General features: G+C 42.0%; 19 protein-coding genes. 6 read left to right on the top strand and 13 right to left on the bottom strand.

The features are described 5' to 3' along the window. Window positions 1-473: 473 nt before the first annotated feature. From CWC28_RS03455 to gpmM, 4 genes are read right to left on the bottom strand one after another with little or no spacing between them, the layout of a single operon-like run. Window positions 474-1,232: a divergent polysaccharide deacetylase family protein gene (locus CWC28_RS03455; RefSeq protein WP_138624740.1), complete on the bottom strand. Its 759-nt coding sequence runs from the start codon at window positions 1,230-1,232 to the stop codon at window positions 474-476. A 35-nt stretch (window positions 1,233-1,267) separates the two neighbouring features. Continuing rightward, a complete protein-coding gene (locus tag CWC28_RS03450) occupies window positions 1,268-2,536 on the bottom strand; it encodes a S41 family peptidase (protein ID WP_082874025.1) in 1,269 nt (422 codons plus the stop codon). A 35-nt stretch (window positions 2,537-2,571) separates the two neighbouring features. Further along, window positions 2,572-3,711 (bottom strand): murein hydrolase activator EnvC family protein, encoded by a 1,140-nt coding sequence (locus tag CWC28_RS03445; RefSeq protein ID WP_063702900.1) that lies wholly within the window; start codon window positions 3,709-3,711, stop codon window positions 2,572-2,574. Window positions 3,712-3,714: 3 nt separating this feature from the next. Beyond that, entirely contained in the window at window positions 3,715-5,259 is a 1,545-nt protein-coding gene (gene gpmM / locus CWC28_RS03440) for a 2,3-bisphosphoglycerate-independent phosphoglycerate mutase (protein ID WP_063702902.1), read from the bottom strand. 191 nt (window positions 5,260-5,450) lie between these two features. Here gpmM and CWC28_RS03435 point away from each other — a divergent pair, with 191 nt between their 5' ends. The 4 genes from CWC28_RS03435 to gpsA are packed head-to-tail and all read left to right on the top strand — an operon-like array spanning window position 5,451 to window position 7,714. Beyond that, complete coding sequence (locus tag CWC28_RS03435) at window positions 5,451-5,882, top strand: rhodanese-like domain-containing protein (protein ID WP_063702904.1); 432 nt, start codon at window positions 5,451-5,453, stop codon at window positions 5,880-5,882. A gap of 34 nt (window positions 5,883-5,916) precedes the next feature. After that, window positions 5,917-6,174 carry a glutaredoxin 3 gene (gene grxC, locus CWC28_RS03430; RefSeq protein WP_063702906.1) on the top strand — a complete coding sequence of 86 codons (258 nt, stop codon included), beginning with the start codon at window positions 5,917-5,919 and terminating at the stop codon, window positions 6,172-6,174. Between the two features lie 40 nt (window positions 6,175-6,214). Beyond that, window positions 6,215-6,703, top strand: a complete 489-nt coding sequence (gene secB / locus CWC28_RS03425) for a protein-export chaperone SecB (RefSeq protein ID WP_063702908.1) — start codon at window positions 6,215-6,217, stop codon at window positions 6,701-6,703. Window positions 6,704-6,706: 3 nt separating this feature from the next. After that, the gene (gene gpsA / locus CWC28_RS03420) at window positions 6,707-7,714 is read left to right on the top strand and encodes an NAD(P)H-dependent glycerol-3-phosphate dehydrogenase (protein ID WP_063702911.1); all 1,008 of its coding nucleotides are present in this window, start codon (window positions 6,707-6,709) and stop codon (window positions 7,712-7,714) included. Window positions 7,715-7,777: 63 nt separating this feature from the next. Here the strand turns inward: gpsA and CWC28_RS03415 are convergent, their stop codons facing one another. Then, complete coding sequence (locus CWC28_RS03415; RefSeq protein WP_138624739.1) at window positions 7,778-9,661, bottom strand: sensor domain-containing protein; 1,884 nt, start codon at window positions 9,659-9,661, stop codon at window positions 7,778-7,780. A 104-nt stretch (window positions 9,662-9,765) separates the two neighbouring features. Further along, entirely contained in the window at window positions 9,766-10,230 is a 465-nt protein-coding gene (trmL, locus tag CWC28_RS03410) for a tRNA (uridine(34)/cytosine(34)/5-carboxymethylaminomethyluridine(34)-2'-O)-methyltransferase TrmL (RefSeq protein WP_054550977.1), read from the bottom strand. A 101-nt stretch (window positions 10,231-10,331) separates the two neighbouring features. Between trmL and CWC28_RS03405 the strand changes: the two genes are divergently transcribed. Continuing rightward, a complete protein-coding gene (locus CWC28_RS03405) occupies window positions 10,332-11,240 on the top strand; it encodes a cation diffusion facilitator family transporter (RefSeq protein WP_105174908.1) in 909 nt (302 codons plus the stop codon). Here CWC28_RS03405 and CWC28_RS03400 read toward each other — a convergent pair. The 3 genes from CWC28_RS03400 to CWC28_RS03390 are packed head-to-tail and all read right to left on the bottom strand — an operon-like array spanning window position 11,219 to window position 14,234. Further along, window positions 11,219-12,157 (bottom strand): alpha/beta fold hydrolase, encoded by a 939-nt coding sequence (locus CWC28_RS03400; RefSeq protein ID WP_138624738.1) that lies wholly within the window; start codon window positions 12,155-12,157, stop codon window positions 11,219-11,221. The two genes, CWC28_RS03405 and CWC28_RS03400, sit on opposite strands and share 22 nt — an antisense overlap. After that, window positions 12,158-13,543 carry an ATP-binding protein gene (locus CWC28_RS03395; RefSeq protein ID WP_138624737.1) on the bottom strand — a complete coding sequence of 462 codons (1,386 nt, stop codon included), beginning with the start codon at window positions 13,541-13,543 and terminating at the stop codon, window positions 12,158-12,160. A 1-nt stretch (window position 13,544) separates the two neighbouring features. Further along, complete coding sequence (locus CWC28_RS03390) at window positions 13,545-14,234, bottom strand: response regulator (protein ID WP_054550979.1); 690 nt, start codon at window positions 14,232-14,234, stop codon at window positions 13,545-13,547. Between the two features lie 171 nt (window positions 14,235-14,405). Here CWC28_RS03390 and CWC28_RS03385 point away from each other — a divergent pair, with 171 nt between their 5' ends. After that, window positions 14,406-14,933 carry a Spy/CpxP family protein refolding chaperone gene (locus CWC28_RS03385; RefSeq protein ID WP_138624736.1) on the top strand — a complete coding sequence of 176 codons (528 nt, stop codon included), beginning with the start codon at window positions 14,406-14,408 and terminating at the stop codon, window positions 14,931-14,933. A gap of 60 nt (window positions 14,934-14,993) precedes the next feature. Here the strand turns inward: CWC28_RS03385 and yacG are convergent, their stop codons facing one another. The 4 genes from yacG to CWC28_RS03365 form a co-directional block, all read right to left on the bottom strand. Continuing rightward, window positions 14,994-15,227, bottom strand: a complete 234-nt coding sequence (gene yacG / locus CWC28_RS03380) for a DNA gyrase inhibitor YacG (RefSeq protein WP_054562797.1) — start codon at window positions 15,225-15,227, stop codon at window positions 14,994-14,996. A 74-nt stretch (window positions 15,228-15,301) separates the two neighbouring features. Beyond that, window positions 15,302-16,978: a type IV-A pilus assembly ATPase PilB gene (gene pilB, locus CWC28_RS03375; protein ID WP_063702922.1), complete on the bottom strand. Its 1,677-nt coding sequence runs from the start codon at window positions 16,976-16,978 to the stop codon at window positions 15,302-15,304. 193 nt (window positions 16,979-17,171) lie between these two features. Beyond that, entirely contained in the window at window positions 17,172-17,771 is a 600-nt protein-coding gene (gene coaE, locus CWC28_RS03370) for a dephospho-CoA kinase (protein WP_138624735.1), read from the bottom strand. 2 nt (window positions 17,772-17,773) lie between these two features. After that, on the bottom strand, window positions 17,774-18,670 hold the full coding sequence (locus CWC28_RS03365) for a prepilin peptidase (protein ID WP_138624734.1): 897 nt from the start codon (window positions 18,668-18,670) through the stop codon (window positions 17,774-17,776). Between the last annotated feature and the right edge of the window lie 128 nt (window positions 18,671-18,798).

Genomic DNA, 18,798 nt, shown 5'->3' with positions numbered 1-18,798 from the left:
GAGTCTCCCTCAGCAACAAACCCCGTAGGAGGCACTTCAGTGCCGAATTCAGACCTTAACAACTACATTCATAGCTAAAGCCATTCCTACGAGATGCGTATCTCAGACGTCAGATATTAGATGTCAGTTGATCTACCGGGTTGTTAGGTAACTGAGTCACCCTCAGCAACAAACCCCGTAGGAGGTACTTCAGTGCCGAATCTAGACCATAACAAACACATTCATGGCTAAAGCTATTCCTACAAGTACACTTTACCTAGAGCCTAGAGCCTAGAGCCTAGAGCCTAGAGCCTAAAACCTAGAGCAGAGGGAGACGCAGTACAAAATAACCCCACCGCGCGGCTGATCGCTGATAGCTCTGTGTTTATGTTGGGTTTCGCTTCGCTCTACCCAACCTACGCAATATTTCCAAACTTTACTCTTGCAACTTTCCCCTTGCTAACTCGCTAACTCACCACTCCCGTTTATAACACTCATTCCCCTTGTCTTTGCTCTGCTTTGGCAAGCTGAATGTATTTTGTTTCGACTAGTTGTGAGAGGGGAACAAGTTCGTAGCCTTGTTGTTGTAGTTGAGGGAGTGCTTGCTGAAGAAATGCAACGGTTTCTGGGTAGGGGTGGGCGATTGCGATTGCGTAGTTGAAGTGTTCAGCTTTGGATTTTAGTTCTTCAAGTTGATGTTGTAGCTGGCTTTGGGCGACATTGTTATCAAGAAATACATGGCGAGATACGTTTGCAACACCATATAGGTTAGCAACGGTTTGTGCTTCACTTTGGCTCGTTGTACGGCTGTCTAGGAAGTACAAACCACGTTTCTTTAAAACTTCCATCGTCCATTTCATTGGCTCTGTAAGCTGTGTTAGCTCAGATCCCATGTGGTTATTGACCCCTTTTACTTGTGGTAAAGAGGCTAACGCGTGGCCAAGGGTTGTTTGTAACTCTGACTTAGTCATGGTGTCCGTGAGTGCACCAGGACCAAGCGCCTTAGTTTTATCAAGCGCTTGCATTGGTACATGTAAAAGTAATTCTTTATGAGTTTTACTAGCTCGTTCAGCAAATATTTGCGAATAGGGAGTATGGGGCAAGATAGAGAAAGTCACTTGCCCTGGTAAGTTTAATATTTCAAGATCGCGCTGATGATTGCCTATATCATCGATTACTATAGCTATTTGCTTTGCTTGGCAAAATAGCGGTAGGCAACATACGGCGAGTAATAAGCCTGTTTTTAGATTCACTTTTTGTAATTATTATATCCGTTGTGAGCATTTACTTACTGCATAATAACGAGTTGCTTTGCTGTAAGTTGCTTTTTGTCTTGTCTATCTAGAAGTGAGCTAAAAAGCGCCAATTCTTGGATGTTTTTTATTATAACGCCTTGGTCAATTTCTGAAAGCATTGTTTGATTAATACTCACATCTGGGGTGATCCCTTTCCCATCGATAGATTGACCCGAAGGTGTGTAATAACGTGCGGTAGTCAGTTTTAATGCGGTATTACCGTTACCTAATGGTATCAACGATTGCACTGAGCCTTTACCAAATGAAGTTTCGCCAATTAACACCGCCCGTTGATTATCTCTCAGTGCTGCTGCAAGTATTTCAGCCGCAGAGGCTGAGTTTTCGTTAATCAGAACAGCAATAGGCGCGCCACTGAGTATGTCGCCCTTGTGAGCTTGGTATTTCTGATTGGCTTCATTGAAGCGACCTTTGGTTGATACTATGGTGCCGTTATCTAAAAACAGATCTGCGACTTCAACGGCCCCTTGCAATGTACCGCCGGGGTTATCGCGTAAATCAATAATTAAACCTGAAAGTGGGAAGCTATTGGTGATTTGCATTTTCGCAATTTCGCGAGCAACATCATGCAATGTGTGATTGTTAAATGCGTTGATACTGATAAGCGCAACGCCTGTATCTGCTAAATGGCCACGCACGCTTTCTAGGTTAATTTGCTGACGCTTAATAGAGAAGTTTAACTCGGTTTCTTTCTCTCTTTTAACAGCAACATCAACAGCGCTTTGACCGCTTTGACGAATTAACTTGGCCACTTCTTCGATGCTTTTGTCCAAAATAGGCTGTTGATTGATCGCTATGACTTCATCATTCACTTGAAGGCCCGCAAGCGCTGCCGGTGAATTATTTATAGTATTCACAATATATACACGACCCTCTTCGACTTTTACCTCTATACCGAGCCCGGTGTATCTACCATTTGTGCTACTGAAAATAGCATCAAGCTCCGTTTCATCCAGATACTTTGAGTATGGGTCAAGGCGTGAAAATAACGCTTCAACTTGTAAGTTATCTGGCTGAGTTACAAATGAGTTTTGCAGCTTAAGATCATCAACATAGTAGGTGTGAATATTAAACAGGATTTCGTTTAATTGCTGATGCTGTAGTGACTTTAAAGAGGGTTTTGCAATAGCTTGAAACGATTGCAGCATCAGCCATAGCAAGCCGACAAGTAATATAAAAGACAGCTGAGTGACATACTTAGCTGGGGATAAATGCGCTTTGTAAGAGTAAGTTGTGTTTAGCATCAGCTGCTCCTCATTGGGTGCAGCTATTTAATCAATTAAATGCGTCTGCACCATTTTACAGGATTTACTGCGCGTCCTTTGTGGCGTATTTCAAAGTATAGACCAGGATCGGGTTGTCCGCCGCTTTGACCGACTAAAGCTATCGTTTCGCCTTCTCTAACAAGGTCGCCAACATCGCGAAGCAACGTTTGAGCATGGCCGTACAAGCTCATGAAGCCATCGCCATGATCAATAGCGATAACCCAACCAAAGCCATTTAGCCAGTCAGCGTAAACGACTTGGCCGTTCTGAACACTTTTAACATTACTGCCTTCTTTTGCACTGATCAGCACGCCTTTCCAATCTAGGTTGCCGTGTTTACGTTGCCCAAAACGATGGCGCAAATCACCTTTGGTTGGCCAGTCGAGTTTACCTTTACTACTTTGTAAGCCGAGTAACTCAACTTTTTCGTTTCGCTCTTGTTCAAGCTCTTCGATGGCGGTAATTAGGGTTTGCTCATTTTCTTTTAAGTAATCAATTGAGCTCTTTGTTTCTTTTAACGCTGACTGGAGTTTATTAAGGTTAGTTTTGCGTTCTTGTTGTGCATTGACTAAAGCTTGCTGACGTCTATTTTGTTCGTCGTATAGGGCTAGTAGGCGTTGTTTGGTTTTCTCAAGTTCAGCTTGATTATCCGCAATTTCTTGCTGTAGTGCTTTGAGCTCTTCGATTTGTTCGATTCGCGCTTTATTGAGGTAATTGTAATAACTTAGTGTGCGCTCAATTTTGGCCGTGTCTTGCTGGCTAAGCAGCATCTTTGAGTAGTCGTGGCTACCCGCCATGTAGGCACTTTTTAGTTGTGCAGCTAATAAGGTCTGTCGCTGTGCTTGCTGCTCTTTAAGTTGTTCAGCTTTAGCTTGTTGTTCGCGTTGTTGTTGTTCGTTTTCTTTAACTGACTGTGCTGCCAAATTTAATGCTTTGGCATTTTTAGCGATGTCGAGTTCATGAGCGCGAAGATCTTTGCGCATCTGGGCAATAGACTTGCGTTGACCTTTAAGTTCAGCCTCTGTTTTTTGTAAAGCTGATTGAATATCAGATAAGTCTTTTTTGGTTTGATCTTCATTAGCAACAACTGATGTTGCTGCTAATGAAGTCAGTATTAAACCAGTTTTAATGAAGTGGTTAATACGTTTGATCATAGCTTATTTCAGCGTCATGATTGGTTTGCCAGTCATTTCACTTGGCTGCTCTAAGCCGAGTAGGTGAAGCATGGTTGGTGCTACATCACTTAACGTTTTACCATCATGCGGTGTCGCATCGCGGCCAACATAAATAAATGGCACTGGCTCACTTGTGTGTGCTGTATGTGCTTGCCCTGTAGCCGGGTTAGCCATTTGTTCGGCATTACCATGATCGGCTGTGATCAGCGCTTCACCGCCATGTTCCTCAAGTGCAGCAATCACTCGACCAATACAGTGGTCAACTGCCTCACATGCTTTCACTGCAGCTTCGAATACACCTGAGTGACCTACCATGTCTCCGTTAGGGTAGTTACAGATGATGGCATCGTATTTACCGCTAGCGATTGCTTCAACAAGTTTATCGGTTAGCATTTCTGAGTTCATTTCTGGTTGCAGATCATATGTTGCAACTTGAGGTGAAGGGATAAGTTCGCGTGTTTCACCAACAAATTCATCTTCACGGCCACCACTAAAGAAAAAGGTCACGTGTGCGTATTTTTCTGTTTCAGAAATACGTAGCTGTGTTTTACCTTGTTTCTCTAACCATTCGCCTAATACATTTGTTAGAGGTTCTGGTGCAAACGCAATCGGTGCTTTGATGTCTGCTGCATACTCAGTCATCATTACAAATGCGCTTAACTGTGGTGATTTTTTCTTATCAAAACCACTGAAGTCAGCATCAACAAAGGCACGAGTCATTTCACGTGCTCGGTCTGCTCTAAAGTTAGCAAAGATAACAGTGTCGCCGTCATTGATCTCGGCTGCTGTTTGGCCTTCTGGTATTACTGTTGTTGCAGCAACAAATTCATCATTCTCGTCACGTGCATAAGCAGCTTCTAGTGCGGTTACACCATCTGTGTAGCTATATTCAGCAATGCCACTTACCATAACGTCATAAGCAAGCTCGACACGATTCCAACGATTATCGCGGTCCATTGCATAATAACGACCAACAAGCGTTGCTAAACGGCCACAGCCAAGTTCAGCAAATACAGCTTCGATACGCTCAATTGAGGCTTTTGCACTGCGTGGTGGCGTGTCTCGACCGTCTAAGAAACCATGGAAGTAAACTTCTTTTGCACCGCGCTTAGCAGCTAGTTCGATCGTCGCAACAATGTGGTCTTCGTGACTATGAACGCCACCTGGGCTTAAAAGGCCCATGATATGCACGGCTTTGCCTGCATTTACTGCTTTGTCGATATTATCAACAAGTGCTGGGTTGCTATCGAACTCACCATCATCAATGGCTTTAGTGATACGCGTGAAATCTTGATAAACGATACGGCCAGCACCTAAATTTACGTGGCCTACTTCAGAGTTACCCATTTGTCCTGCAGGTAAACCAACATCAAGTCCCGAACCTGAAATTAATGTATGTGGACGCGTTGCCCAAAGGTTGTCGAGTACTGGGGTATTAGCAGCAAGTATGGCGTTACTTTCTGTGTCTTCACGGTATCCCCAACCGTCTAAGATCATTAATACCAATGGTTTTTTATGCTCTGTCATTATAGCTCCTGAAGATTGGCACTTATATATCACTAGCATACCGTGTTTTATGGTTTTGATCAGCTATCAATATGTCATATTAAAATATTTCACGCCCTAGCATTTTCAATTCAAGCACGTATACTTGCGTGGCAAATTTTAATTAACCCATGGCTATGCGCTGTGGTACCTAATTTCTTAGTGGAAAACGCATGGATCAATATATTGAATTTATCTCAAATCATCCGGTTCTGAGTATTATCTGGCTAGCATTAGTTGCAATGCTGATCAGCAGTTGGTTTAAAAGTAAATTTTCGGCTATTCGTCAAATCAACCCACAGCAACTTACCTTGCTAATTAATCGTGAAGATGGTCAAGTGGTTGATATGCGTGCACAAAAAGAGTTTAACTCTGGCCGTATTGCTGGTGCAACTCACTTAAATCCAGAAAAAGCAAAACAATCTGATTTTTCAAGCCTTGAAAAGTTTAAGAGTAAACCCATTATACTAGTATGTACCACGGGCATGACTGCCTCAGGTATCGCAACTGCAATGCATAAAGCAGGTTTTGAGCGTGTTTATGTATTAGCGGGCGGCATGGGTGCTTGGCAATCAGCTAGCTTACCTACAACAACCGGTCGTTAATCAACACTGCTAACAGCCCGATAGAGGAATTATTATGAGTAATGTTGTTCTTTACACAAAAGCATATTGTCCATACTGCCAACGCGCTTTGGCTTTATTAGACAGCAAAGGTGTAGACTACACGAATATCGATATTGGTGTTCACCCTGAGCGTCGTGATGAAATGATCGACAAAGCAAATGGTGGTTACACGGTTCCGCAAATTTTCATTAATGATGAACATATCGGCGGTTGTGACGACATGATGGCAATTGAAGCGCAAGGCCTTTTAGACGCAAAGCTTAACGCTTAATAAATTAAATTATAAAAACGAATACAAGTTAGGAATTACAATGAACGAAGAAATCCAAAACGCAGCAGCAGAACAACAAGCAGGCGCTCAATTCTCAATCCAACGCATTTATACTAAAGATGTTTCTTTTGAGACGCCTAATTCACCTGCTATTTTCCAAAAAGAATGGACACCAGAAGTTAAACTTGACTTAGATACTCGTTCTAACAAATTAGAAGAAGGTGTGTTTGAAGTTGTTCTTGCGTTAACCGTAACGGCTTCAATCGGTGAAGAAACTGCATTCCTTTGTGAAATCCAACAAGCAGGTATCTTCACTATCGGTGAAGTAGAAGAAATTCAACTTGCGCACATGTTAGGTGCTTTCTGCCCGAACGTACTTTTCCCTTACGCTCGTGAAGCTGTATCAAACCTAGTTAACCGTGGTACTTTCCCACAATTAAACTTAGCACCAGTTAACTTTGACGCACTATTTGCTCAATACATGCAACAACGTGCTGCTCAAGACCAACAGGCAACTGCAGACGCATAAGCTATGAGTACAGCACAATCAGCTGTTACAGTATTAGGGGCGGGGTCTTATGGCACCGCCCTTGCTATTTGCTTTGCCAGAAATGGCCACCCAGTTACTTTGTGGGGCCGCAATAGCGATGACGTTGCCACGCTTGCAGCTGAGCGAAAGAATCAACGTTATGTTCCTGATGTCAGCTTTCCTGACACGCTTCAACTAGAAGCTGATTTAGAAACGGCAGTTAAAGCAAGTAAGATCATTCTTGTTGTTGTGCCAAGTCATGCCTTTGCTGGCACACTTGAAAAAATTAAACCTTGGTTGTTAGAAGGCGCCGAAGTTGCGTGGGCGACAAAGGGTTTAGAACCTAATACTGGTCGTTTACTGCAAGAAGTAGCAGTACAAGAGTTAGGGGATGATATTCCACTGGCAGTGCTTTCTGGGCCTACTTTTGCCAAAGAAATGGCAATGGGTTTACCAACCGCAATTTCGGTATCGTCGACTTCTAAAGATTTCGCTAAGCAGCTGGCTGATCTTTTACACTGTGGTCGTTCATTTAGGGTGTATAACAATGATGATTTCATTGGTATACAGCTTGGTGGTGCAGTTAAAAATGTTATTGCGATTGGCGCAGGCATGTCTGACGGCTTTGGCTTTGGTGCTAACGCTCGTACAGCGTTGATTACACGCGGTTTAGCTGAGCTGTGTCGTTTAGGTTGTGCATTGGGTGCTCGTTCAGATACCTTCATGGGTATGGCTGGCCTCGGTGACTTGATCTTAACCTGTACAGATAACCAATCTCGTAACCGTCGTTTTGGCCTTGCTCTTGGCAAAGGTGAAGGCGTAGAAGCCGCGATTGAATCTATTGGTCAGGTTGTCGAAGGTTATAGAAATACTAAAGAAGTGTATTTACTTGCTGAACGTACTGGTATTGAAATGCCAATAACGGAGCAAATTTACAAAGTGCTTTATGAAAATAAAGATGTAAAAGAAGCTGCGATGGCACTACTTGGCCGTGAGCAAAAATCTGAATAATTTAGATTGTGCACTGTTAAATAAAAAACGCGATTTATTAATCGCGTTTTTTATTTAAAGCCACTAGCTAGACTGCTGCTTTTCTAGCGTATCATTAATAAATTCGCTGACTTGCTCAGCTTTTAGTGGTTTACAGTAATAATAACCTTGTTGAAAATGACAGCCCATAATATGCAGCATGTAGGCTTGCTCTTCAGTTTCTACTCCTTCAGCTACCACATTAATATCCAAATATTTAGCTAGCCGCACTATGGTGGCGGTGATGTTGCGATCTTGCTCATTCTTATCTATATCTTTTACGAAGGATTTGTCAATTTTTAGCGTATCGATTGGAAAACGCTTTAAGTAACTGAGTGATGAATGACCCGTACCAAAGTCATCCAGCGCGATGTGCACACCAATTGATTTAATGCGCTTCATTTGCTGCTCTGCAAATTCAGGGTTATCCATCATGGCGCTTTCTGTGATCTCAAGCTCCAAGCAATGTGCCGGCACGTCAAATTTTGCTAAGTTGTCGATGAGTGTTTCAATAAGACTACTTTGCTGAAAGTGTAAGGCTGAAATATTAATTGCGACATTACCAAACGAAATACTTTGTTTGCGCCACTGTGCCAATTGATTAAGCAGCTGCTCCATTAGTAACTGGGTAAGCGGAATAATGGCACCATTTTGTTCGGCTAGCGGAATGAACTCATCGGGGTTAATCACACTGCCATCTTCTTGAGGCCAGCGAACTAAGGCTTCAAAGCCGTATAGCTGATTATGCTGGGCATCAAACTTAGGCTGAAAATAAAGCTCAAACTCATTGTTGGTAATAGCTCTGAATAAAGCGCTTTCTTTGGTTAACTCGGTTGGGTCGAGGGTATGACGGTCTTTATCAAAAAATTGATATGTATTACGACCCATTTTCTTCGCATGATTCAAAGCGCTATTTGCACTGCGCATTAAGTTTTCGCAGTTGTAGGCGTTGTCTGGGTAGATAGCAAGGCCACAGCAAGCTGATAGCGAGGTCTCAAAACCATCTAACATAAAAGGGGTTTTAAACTGCTGAAGCACGATGTCAGCGGTCTTTTTGGCGAAGAACACCGTTTTGCCAGAATAAAGATAGGGCGGCACGAGTACTGCAAATTCATCTGCACCGAGTCTTGCAATGGTAAAGCCTGAATTTAGTGAGTCAGTTAAACGACAGGCCACTTCTTTTAGTAGTACATCACCAACTGTGTGACCCAGGGAGTCGTTAATCTTTTTGAAATTGTCTATGTCGATAAAGATGATCAACAGGCTTGGGTAAGTGTCGTTACAGGCTTTAATTGCTTTTTCAAGTGACTCTATAAAAATAGCGCGGTTTGATAATCCCGTGACACTGTCTTTGGTGGTGAGCTTGAGCATAGTTCGCTCATTATTCTTACGTGCAGTGACATCAGAAAACATGCCAACGTAACGTACAGAGCTTTTTGCAAAGCGTGGTGTGGTTACTTTTGTTATACATAAATCAATGGCGTAAGGTTGCCCATCTTTGCGTAAATTCCAAATTTCGCCAGACCAATAACCGTCGTTACTTAGCTCTTGTTGAATGATTTCTTCAAGTTGTTTATCGCGACCAGCTTGCGTTAATGCTTTGAATTTTTTGCCAAGTACGTCGGCTTTTTTATACCCCGATATTTCACTAAATGCGTTATTGATTTCGATAATCCGAAACTGTTCATCGGTGACCCAAATACCATCTTTAGATTGAGAAAGTAGGGCATCCATCAGCGTCATCTTTTGGTTTCTTTGATAATAGATAACCGCACCAATGAGGATGACAATTGCTAAAAGGAGCAGCAGTAACAGGGGCGTTGTATTGGGGGCTTGCGAGGTAGAGGAATTCTGCACAGCAGCAGAAGCAGCACTAGAAAAGTACTGCATCAGCAAAATGATACTGCATACTCGGGCGAAAAAGCGCATTAAAATCCATCTTTAGGAACAAACTCACCTATTTAGGTTAGTCCATAAAAAATGGTCGTGCTAAACAATTAGTAAATATTTATTACAAGCGCTTTTTCAATGAGTTATTGGCCGTTCACAAACCCCAGCTGACGCCAAGATTCATAAACAAATACAGCAACTGAGTTAGATAAGTTCATACTACGGCTGTCTTTTTGCATTGGAATGCGTACACGTTGTTCTTTCGGCAACGATTGAATGAGTTCATCAGGTAAGCCACGTGTTTCAGGGCCAAACACTAAACAATCGCCGGGTTGGTATTGTGCTTGATGATGAAATTGACTGCCCTTGGTGGTGCAAGCATAGACTTTTTTCGGTTGGCATTTTTCAAGATATGCTTCAAACGAGGCATGGCGCTGTACATGGCTAAACTCATGATAATCAAGACCTGCACGTTTTACGCGTTTATCATCCCACTCAAAACCAAGTGGTTCAATTAGGTGTAACGCATAACCTGTGTTTGCGCATAAGCGAATGATATTACCCGTGTTTGGTGGAATTTCTGGTTGGTACAACACAATATCAAGCATGTGAATCTCATTTAAAAGGATTTTATCTGCTGCTGAGTATACACGAACTAGAATTAAAAGATGATATACTCAACACAGTTACTCACTGAAGGTAAGTTGTTGTGCAGCATCGTAGTTATGAGTTTTGGGTTAAAACAGCCAGCCTAGTCACCATTGTTATGGTGAGTTTAATGATTGCGGCAAAAAGCTGGGCATGGCTTGCATCTGGCTCGGCGTCAATGCTGGGTTCATTGACTGATTCGTTAATGGATATCACCGCATCGCTGATGAGTTTTTTAGTGCTTGGCTATGCACTGCGTCCTGCTGATGACGACCATCGCTTTGGTCACGGAAAAGCTGAAGCGTTAGCTGGGCTTGCACAGGCCGCTTTTATAGCAGGCTCAGGTTGTTTCTTAGCGTTTCATGGGATTGAGCGCTTATTTAATCCGGTAACCTTAAAGCATTCTGATCTTGGTATTTGGGTTAGTATCTTTGCTATTGTTTGTACGCTCGTGGTGGTCTTTGTACAAACTAAGGTGATCAACCACACCGAATCAATCGCCATTAAAGCTGACTCGATTCACTATAAAGGCGATCTAATCTTAAATTTGGCCGTACTACTGGCAATTGTGTTAGCGAAGTACGGTGTCGCTTATGCCGATCCATTGTTTGCTATAGGTGTGGCTGTTTATTTACTTTATAACAGCTGGGATATTGCCCGCGAAAGTGCTGATCACTTAATGGATAAAGAGCTTCCTGATGAAGAGAAACAACAAATACTGGCCATTGTGAATAGTCATCAAGACGTATTTGGTGCCCATGATATTCGTACTCGCCAGGGTGGTAAAATTAAGTTTATTCAGATGCATTTAGAGTTAGAAGATTCTCTATCTTTGATAAGAGCCCATCAAGTTGCAGATGAAGTAGAAGCATTAATTCAAACGCATTTTGATTGTGAAATGGATGTTCTGATGCACCTAGACCCACTTTCTGTGGTTAAGAAAACACGTCAAAGTTCTGCACAAAATTGATAAAAATCGCTGAGTACTGCTTGTCTAATTTCGTCGCGTTCACACAATAACTCGTGGCGAGCGCCCGCATAGGTTTTCAGTTGTGCTTTTTGCCTATGGCTAAGTGCAAATTGTGCAGCGTTATCGACTACAGTATCTTGCTCGGCGCTGGCGATAAATAAAGGAATATCGACTTTTTTATCGACTAAAGAAGCAATAAAATCAAATGATGCATTAAGCCAACCATAGGTTACGCCACCTAGCTGTAAATCGTGTTCTGCTGCATACAGCTCTCTAAACAATTTATAACGAATTTCACTACTGGTTAGCTCATTGGCTGCAAAGTCGACTGGTAAATAATCGCGTTGGCCAAATGCGTAGCTGCGGCCGAGACCAAGTAAGGATGCAATTTTAGCAGCCAGTTTTGCTACAGGTTTAGGTGTCCCTTTGGTATAGATATCAAACATCGGCGCTGATAAAAAAGCCCCTGCAAATTGATGTTGATAACGCGACAGGTAATCATAGGCAATGGCACTGCCCATTGAGTGACCAAGCAAAATCTGCTTTCCCTGCCAGTGCTGTTGCACCACTTTTTCTATAAATACAGCAAAGTCATCAGCGTAATCAGTAAAGCGGTTTACATAGCCCTTATGAGCGTTTTTTAAATGACGATAAGAGCGACCTTGCCCCTGGTGATCAACACTAAAAACAGCAAAGCCATTTTGATATAGCTCCCATAGCAACTCTTTGTATTTAATCAGAGACTCAATTCGGCCACTACTGATGACGATAGCCGTTTTTGCTTGCTGAGGGATCGCATAGCCGTAAAAAAGCTTGCCATGAGCAGTGCTCAGAAAGTCTTGTTGTAATTGCTCAGAAAAAAACTGATTAATATTAGGTAGGTTACTGACAAGACTTGCTTCGCTACTGTAAAACATTTACTCACTCTTAAAAGGTAGACGGATGTTTACGCACAATCCGCCATGTTCTTGGTTTTCAAGTGTTAGTGTACCATCATGTGCAGAGATAGCATTCTTTGCAATCGCAAGACCTAAGCCCGTGCCCCCGGTATTTCTATCGCGAGCATGCTCTTGGCGGAAGAAAGGTTCACATAGCCTTGCAAGATTTGCCTCATCAACGCCTTTACCGTCATCACAAATGGTAATGTAAATAGCGTCTGATTCAACTAGGCCAATTGAGATTGAATGTTCTGCATATTTAATGGCATTACGTAGTACATTCTCAAGCGCGCTGGCAATTAAGGTTTCGTCGCACTTCAAATCGGCTGTTAGTGTACCATTTATAATAAGTTCTTTATTACTTTGCTTAGCTTCAAATTGAGCATCGTTGAGTACATGATCAACAATCACTTGTAAGGACTGCGTACTCAACGCTAAAGTTTGGCTTTTGGCTTCTAAGCGTGAAACTTGAAGGACATCGGCAATCATTTTATCGAGCTGATTAGCCTCTTTTTCAATACGCTCTAAATAAGCGTGTTGAGCGTCATCAGCTTGCATTTGTGCAAGGCCTGTTGCCATTTTTAAGCGCGTTAATGGTGAGCGTAGTTCATGGGAAATATCTGCTAGAAGTCGTTTTTGAGCGCTAATAAGCTGCTCAAGTTGTACTGCCATTGTATTAAAGTCACGGCCAAGTACACCTAGCTCATCTTGACGCGTAGGAGATACATCGGCACGGGCAGTTAAGTCACCATGAGCCAGTTTTTTTGCAGTTTCTTTTAAACTATTAATGGGAGCTATTAAGTTACGACTAAAGAAGAAACTCAGCATTAATGAGGCGATTAAAGCAATAAGTAGCTTTAGCCAAATTGGCATTAGCCATAAGCTGACAAAAAACGGCTTTTTACGTTTTTCATCAATCTCATAAAGATAAAACTTACCCTCTGGCACATTCAAAACGACAGGTCCATAAGCTTGGTATTCGTCGGTAAAAATAATTTGTGGGCGCATATATTTGGTGAAGTTAAGCAAGCTTAAATCAATCTCTTTGGATACAGGTTGGCTGAGCATTTCAACGCCATGCACCTCACCATTCAAGTACAGCAACTTATGTTTAGATAAGCGTGGGTGTGACAGTACATCTTGCGTTGAGCCACCGTGTTTAGCAACAATACGCTCAATACTTTTAGCAGTGTACTCTAGGTTCTTAAGCATGGGTCCTCGCAGCTCATCATTACCCACGTTACTCGTTAGTTGGCTTAAAAATACCAATAGTGTGATAGTGGCGATAACGGTGACCCAAAACCAAGCAAATATTTTTAAAAATAAATAGTGGCGGGGATGCTTCAACCAGCTTGGAGTTTGCATATTATTCGCCTTGTATTAATACATAACCACTGCCACGCATGGTTTTGATTCGTTCATTACTAACGTGTTCTGCAATCTTTTTACGGATGTTGCTGACATGCATATCGATTGAACGGTCAAAAGGGGCAAGGCGTCTACCAAGGACTTGCTCACTTATTTGTTCTTTGCTGATCACTTCACCGGCATGTTGTACTAGCATGGCAAGGATCTCATACTCAGTGCCGGTTAGACTAAGTACATTGTCTTTAACAGAAGCTTCTCGCGTGGCAAAATTAACATTGATGCTGTTGACACTCAATGAGCTGGCCTGTTGGCTCGATAAGCTATTGATATGTTCGATGCGACGGGTAATTGCTTTAACGCGAGCTAGTAGTTCTCTGTGGTTAAATGGCTTAGGAATATAATCATCTGCGCCTAGTTCTAAACCAAAGATACGATCAAAGTCTTCGCCTTTCGCGGTTAGCATGATCACTGGAGTAAGCTTATGTTGTCTTAACTGCTTTAGCACCTCAAAGCCATCCATAGAGGGTAGCATCACATCGAGCAATATAAGCTCGTAGTTATGCTTTATAGCTTGTTTTAGGCCTTCAGCGCCATCATGAACACACTCTACTGTAAAACCTTGTGCTGATAAGTACTCGCTGAGTAATTCGCACAATCCTGTATCGTCGTCGATCATTAATAGTTTCATTCTGACACCTAGCTATTTATTTCTTTAAGGTTATTTTACTCAGTAAATTGTGTAAAAGTGAATCTTTACACAACCTTTACACTGGTTTGCGTTCCTTTGCATTGAATTAGTTATAGTTAACCCATCAGTCGGAAACGACAACAGAGCACAACCCAACAAAAGGTAATGATTATGACTATTTCAAATAAGCTTTCTAAATTCGTACTTGTTTGTGGTTTAGCAGCAGCCAGTGTAGGTGCTACTTCAGCAATGGCGAAAGGAGACTTTAACCGTGGTATGAACCCACAGGCTCGTTTTTTACTTTCTGAGCGTGGTATTGATAAATTACAACTTACCGAAGATCAGCAAACGCAACTTAAAGCGATTTTTGCCGAGCAGAAAACACAATTTGAAGCACTGCGTGGCGATAAAGGTGCTATGAAAGCCGCTCGTGCAGCACATAAAGACAAGATGGATGCATTATTAACAGCGAAATCATTCGATGAAACTGCAGCATTAGAACTGATTAAAGAGCGTCAAGAAAAAGGCGAGCAGTTTGCAATGCTAAAAATGAAATCTGACCATGCGATTTGGCAGGTTTTGAATGCTGAACAGCGCGAAAGTTATCAAGAGATTAAAAAGCACCTTCGTAAAAAAGGTCACAAAAAGGGCCACCATGGTCCACGTGGCGAGCAAGGAGATGAAAGCTCAGAAGGTTAAAAGCGAATTGGTATTACTATTAAAAAATGCGGCAAATGCCGCATTTTTTATTGTTCCGCTTTATTCTTTGAAGAATGAATCATCGTTTTTCGCCAGCATCGCTTCGATATCCTCAATCATATCTTGGCTCAGATCATTAGCATTGCTAATTGGGCTAGAAATTTTATTGTTTTCAAACGACCACTCGCCTAAATCTATTAGCTGGCAGCGTTTTGAGCAAAATGGTCGATGCGGACTTTGCTCTGACCATTCAACTTTGGCTTTGCATGTTGGGCAGTTCACAACTGTTGGCATGGAATAACTCTCAAATAAGCACTTTTGTCAGATCTTACTGAACAGTTGGCTGATAATCCAGTCACGAATTTGTATTAGAAACTCGTTACTCGGTTTATTTCTGCCAGTGAAGTAACACCATCAGCGGCTTTCTTCAGGCCAGATAAACGTAGGTTATTAAAACCTGAACGAAGTGATACTTCAGCGATTTCGAGTGAGTTACCACCACGCATGATAATTTGTGCTATTTCAGGGGTAATCTGCATGACTTCGTAAATACCCACTCGACCTTTATAGCCTTCAGTACAGCTATCACAACCTTTTGGTGCAAACAGTTGTATCTCGCTAAGCTTGTCTTTATCAAAGCCTTGGCGAATAAGTTCTTCATCAGGTAGTTTTTCTGGCGTTTTACACTTTGGACAAAGTCGTCTTGCAAGACGCTGCGCAATAATAAGACTGATTGAACTTGCTACGTTGTATGCAGGAACACCCATGTTTAAAAGGCGGGTAAGAGTTTCTGGCGCTGAGTTGGTATGCAGGGTTGATAAAACTAAGTGACCCGTTTGCGCCGCTTTAATTGCTATTTCAGCGGTTTCAAGGTCACGGATCTCACCCACCATAACCACATCAGGATCTTGTCGTAAGAAAGCCTTTAATGCATTGGCAAAGGTCATATCTGCCTTTGGATTAATTTGTACTTGGTTAATCCCTTCAAGGTTGATCTCTACTGGATCCTCGGCAGTACTGATATTACGCTCTGGTTGGTTAAGAATATTTAAACCCGTATAAAGTGATACCGTTTTACCAGAGCCCGTTGGACCGGTTACTAAGATCATGCCTTGCGGTTGATCAAGTGCATCCATGTAAAGCTTTTTCTGCTCTGGCTCATAGCCAAGTACATCGATACCAAGCATAGCACTTGATGAGTCGAGAATACGCATAACGATTTTCTCGCCCCAAAGAGTAGGCAAGGTACTAACACGGAAGTCGATGCTTTTACGTTCAGTGATTTTAAGCTTAATACGGCCGTCTTGAGGTTTTCGCTTTTCTGCTATATCAAGTCGTGACATAACCTTGATACGCGCTGATAAGCGGCTCGCTAAGCTATTCGGTGGACTTGCCATTTCATGCAAAATACCATCGATACGAAAACGTACACGGTAACGATGTTCATAAGGCTCAAAGTGTAGATCTGATGCACCTTTTTTTATCGCATCCATCAAAATTTTATTGATGTAGACAATAATAGGGGCATCGTCTTTGTCTTCATCTTTGCTGGCTAAATCGCGAGGGGCTTCTGTTTCAAGCTCACCAAGTTCTTTAAACTCATCTTCACTTAAATGTAAGCCACCTGCGGCATCAAGTAATTGCTCGATTTTGTTTTCAAGTTGCGTGTAATCAACAACGACCACTTCACATGAAAGGCCCGTACTAAATTCAAAGTTTTCAAAGGCACCGTAGTCGGTTGGATCTGAGGCGGCAATGTAAAGCTTACGGCCTTTTTTAACGAGAGGTAGAATGTGGTGCTCACGAATGAGTTTGTCTTTAACAAGTTCTTCGCTAATGTTCGCAACGTCAAAGTCTTTGATGTCAAAATAAGGCACACGAAAAAGATCTGTACATTGCTCTGCGAGCTCATGTCCAGCCATTCCACATGTTTTAGAAATAAGCTCTGCAGTAGAGTTATATTCGCGCTGCTTTGATTTTACGGTCTCTGCATCAATGCGACCGAGTGTAATAAATTTTCGAAGTAGCGGTGAGTTTATATTCATTGCGCACCTAGATTGATCCTTTATTGCCACAATCTAACAGAAAAAGTAAGGCTATTACATCAGTCTTGTCTGATTTTAGGAAAATTGCAAAATAAATTCACCTAAAACTCAGTTGTTTAGAATGCGGTTTGGTACTTTTGTATTGGTTTTTGAGGATTCTAATTCATGAGAATCTATAAATAAAATCAATACCCTAGTGAGAGTGCATTAGGTACTTTTTGTGCAGCTTTTGCACATCAGCTTTTACTTCTATAAGAGGGCGGTTGTTATCCAAAATGTCAGCTGCTTTTTGTTGTTTATCAGATCTGCTCATTTGTGAAGCGATAATTTGCTTAGCTAATTCAACAGATACGTTATCTCGGGCTGTTGTTCTTGTTATTTGTACATCAACCGGAACATCAATTAGTAAGGTATGATTGCAGTATTTTTCTAAGCCGTTTTCAAAAAGTAAGGGAGCAACTAAGATGACATAGTGGCTGGTGGCTTGCTTTAATTGGCTCAGCATTGATTCTCGAATAAGTGGATGCAATAAGTTATTTAGCCATTGCTTTTGTGATTCATCGGCAAAGATAATTGCTCTTAGTTTTGCGCGATCAAGCGTGCGGTTACTCGTGAGTATCTCATCACCAAAATGTGCTGTAATTTTTGTAAGGCCAACAGAGCCAGGCTCGACGACCTCTCTGGCAACTATATCGGCATCAACCACCTGAATACCAAGCTCTTCAAACATGGCGCTTACTGCACTTTTGCCTGAGCCAATACCGCCAGTTAGCCCTAAAACCCAGTTTGCCATAATTAGTAACCTAAATAGTTAAAGTAATAACTTTTAATTTGCTCACCCCAAAGTAAGGTTACCCATCCAGCAATGGCAAGATAAGGCCCAAACGGGATTGGCGTAGTTTTGTCTTTACCTTGAATAATGATTTGCGCAATGCCGATGATGGCACCGACGACACTTGATAGCAGCACGATAGTTAAAATATCTTGCCAGCCAAGTAGCGCACCAAACACGGCTAATAGTTTAAAGTCGCCATAACCCATGCCTTCTTTACCCGTAGCAAGCTTAAACAACCAGTAAACACTCCATAAACTCAGGTAGCCAACCGCAGCGCCGATAATCGCATCGCTCGGTGCTATGGTCATACCCATAGTGGCCGCAATTAGCGACAGCCAAACGAGTGGCAGGGTGAGTTGGTCGGGCAGTAACATATGATCTATATCGATAAAGGTTAAAGCGACTAAAACCCAAGTAATCAATATATAAAGAAGAGCAAGCGTTGTTGGTCCAAAAACAGCAGCGACAATTAAACTTAAAACTGCTGTAAGCATTTCAACAATAGGGTAGCGCACAGAAATCGGTGTTTGACAATTTGCACAGCGACCTTTTAGCAATAGCCAACTTAGCACAGGGATATTTTGCCAAGCTTTAATCGGTGCTTTGCATTTAGGGCAGGTTGAATTAGGTTTTACTAAATTAAAGGGAGCTTGTTCTGTTTGCTGTTTTGAATTGAGCTCATCGGACAATACAATACGGCACTCAGTTTGCCATTCTCTTTTCATCATCAGTGGCAACCGATAAATCACCACATTCAAAAAGCTACCAATACACAGGCTTACTAAGCCGACGGTCAAAAAATAAAACCACTGCTGATTTTGCATCGCAGTGGTTATATCAAGAAAAAAGTTTTCCATTAAAATACCTAACTTCAGACCGTTTACAGGCCGATTTCATTTCGCTGTGTTGAACTATTTTTATTATTTATTTTATGTAGTAAGTTATCAACTAGCGTTTATAGTTTTGCTTACAGCTTACAGCTTAC

The organism is Pseudoalteromonas sp. S4492 (assembly GCF_005886115.1).
Classification (GTDB): domain Bacteria; phylum Pseudomonadota; class Gammaproteobacteria; order Enterobacterales; family Alteromonadaceae; genus Pseudoalteromonas; species Pseudoalteromonas gelatinilytica.
The sequence above is the reverse complement of the archived record's forward strand: the minus strand, read 5'-3'. Positions and strand labels throughout refer to the sequence as shown.

Coding starts and splice junctions, on each gene's coding strand:
- CWC28_RS03450 (WP_082874025.1), bottom strand. CDS start 2,536: ATGCTAAACACAACTTACTCTTACAAAGCGCATTTATCCCCAGCTAAG.
- CWC28_RS03445 (WP_063702900.1), bottom strand. CDS start 3,711: ATGATCAAACGTATTAACCACTTCATTAAAACTGGTTTAATACTGACT.
- gpmM (WP_063702902.1), bottom strand. CDS start 5,259: ATGACAGAGCATAAAAAACCATTGGTATTAATGATCTTAGACGGTTGG.
- CWC28_RS03435 (WP_063702904.1), top strand. CDS start 5,451: ATGGATCAATATATTGAATTTATCTCAAATCATCCGGTTCTGAGTATT.
- grxC (WP_063702906.1), top strand. CDS start 5,917: ATGAGTAATGTTGTTCTTTACACAAAAGCATATTGTCCATACTGCCAA.
- secB (WP_063702908.1), top strand. CDS start 6,215: ATGAACGAAGAAATCCAAAACGCAGCAGCAGAACAACAAGCAGGCGCT.
- gpsA (WP_063702911.1), top strand. CDS start 6,707: ATGAGTACAGCACAATCAGCTGTTACAGTATTAGGGGCGGGGTCTTAT.
- CWC28_RS03415 (WP_138624739.1), bottom strand. CDS start 9,661: ATGCGCTTTTTCGCCCGAGTATGCAGTATCATTTTGCTGATGCAGTAC.
- trmL (WP_054550977.1), bottom strand. CDS start 10,230: ATGCTTGATATTGTGTTGTACCAACCAGAAATTCCACCAAACACGGGT.
- CWC28_RS03400 (WP_138624738.1), bottom strand. CDS start 12,157: ATGTTTTACAGTAGCGAAGCAAGTCTTGTCAGTAACCTACCTAATATT.
- CWC28_RS03395 (WP_138624737.1), bottom strand. CDS start 13,543: ATGCAAACTCCAAGCTGGTTGAAGCATCCCCGCCACTATTTATTTTTA.
- CWC28_RS03390 (WP_054550979.1), bottom strand. CDS start 14,234: ATGAAACTATTAATGATCGACGACGATACAGGATTGTGCGAATTACTC.
- CWC28_RS03385 (WP_138624736.1), top strand. CDS start 14,406: ATGACTATTTCAAATAAGCTTTCTAAATTCGTACTTGTTTGTGGTTTA.
- yacG (WP_054562797.1), bottom strand. CDS start 15,227: ATGCCAACAGTTGTGAACTGCCCAACATGCAAAGCCAAAGTTGAATGG.
- pilB (WP_063702922.1), bottom strand. CDS start 16,978: ATGAATATAAACTCACCGCTACTTCGAAAATTTATTACACTCGGTCGC.
- coaE (WP_138624735.1), bottom strand. CDS start 17,771: ATGGCAAACTGGGTTTTAGGGCTAACTGGCGGTATTGGCTCAGGCAAA.
- CWC28_RS03365 (WP_138624734.1), bottom strand. CDS start 18,670: ATGGAAAACTTTTTTCTTGATATAACCACTGCGATGCAAAATCAGCAG.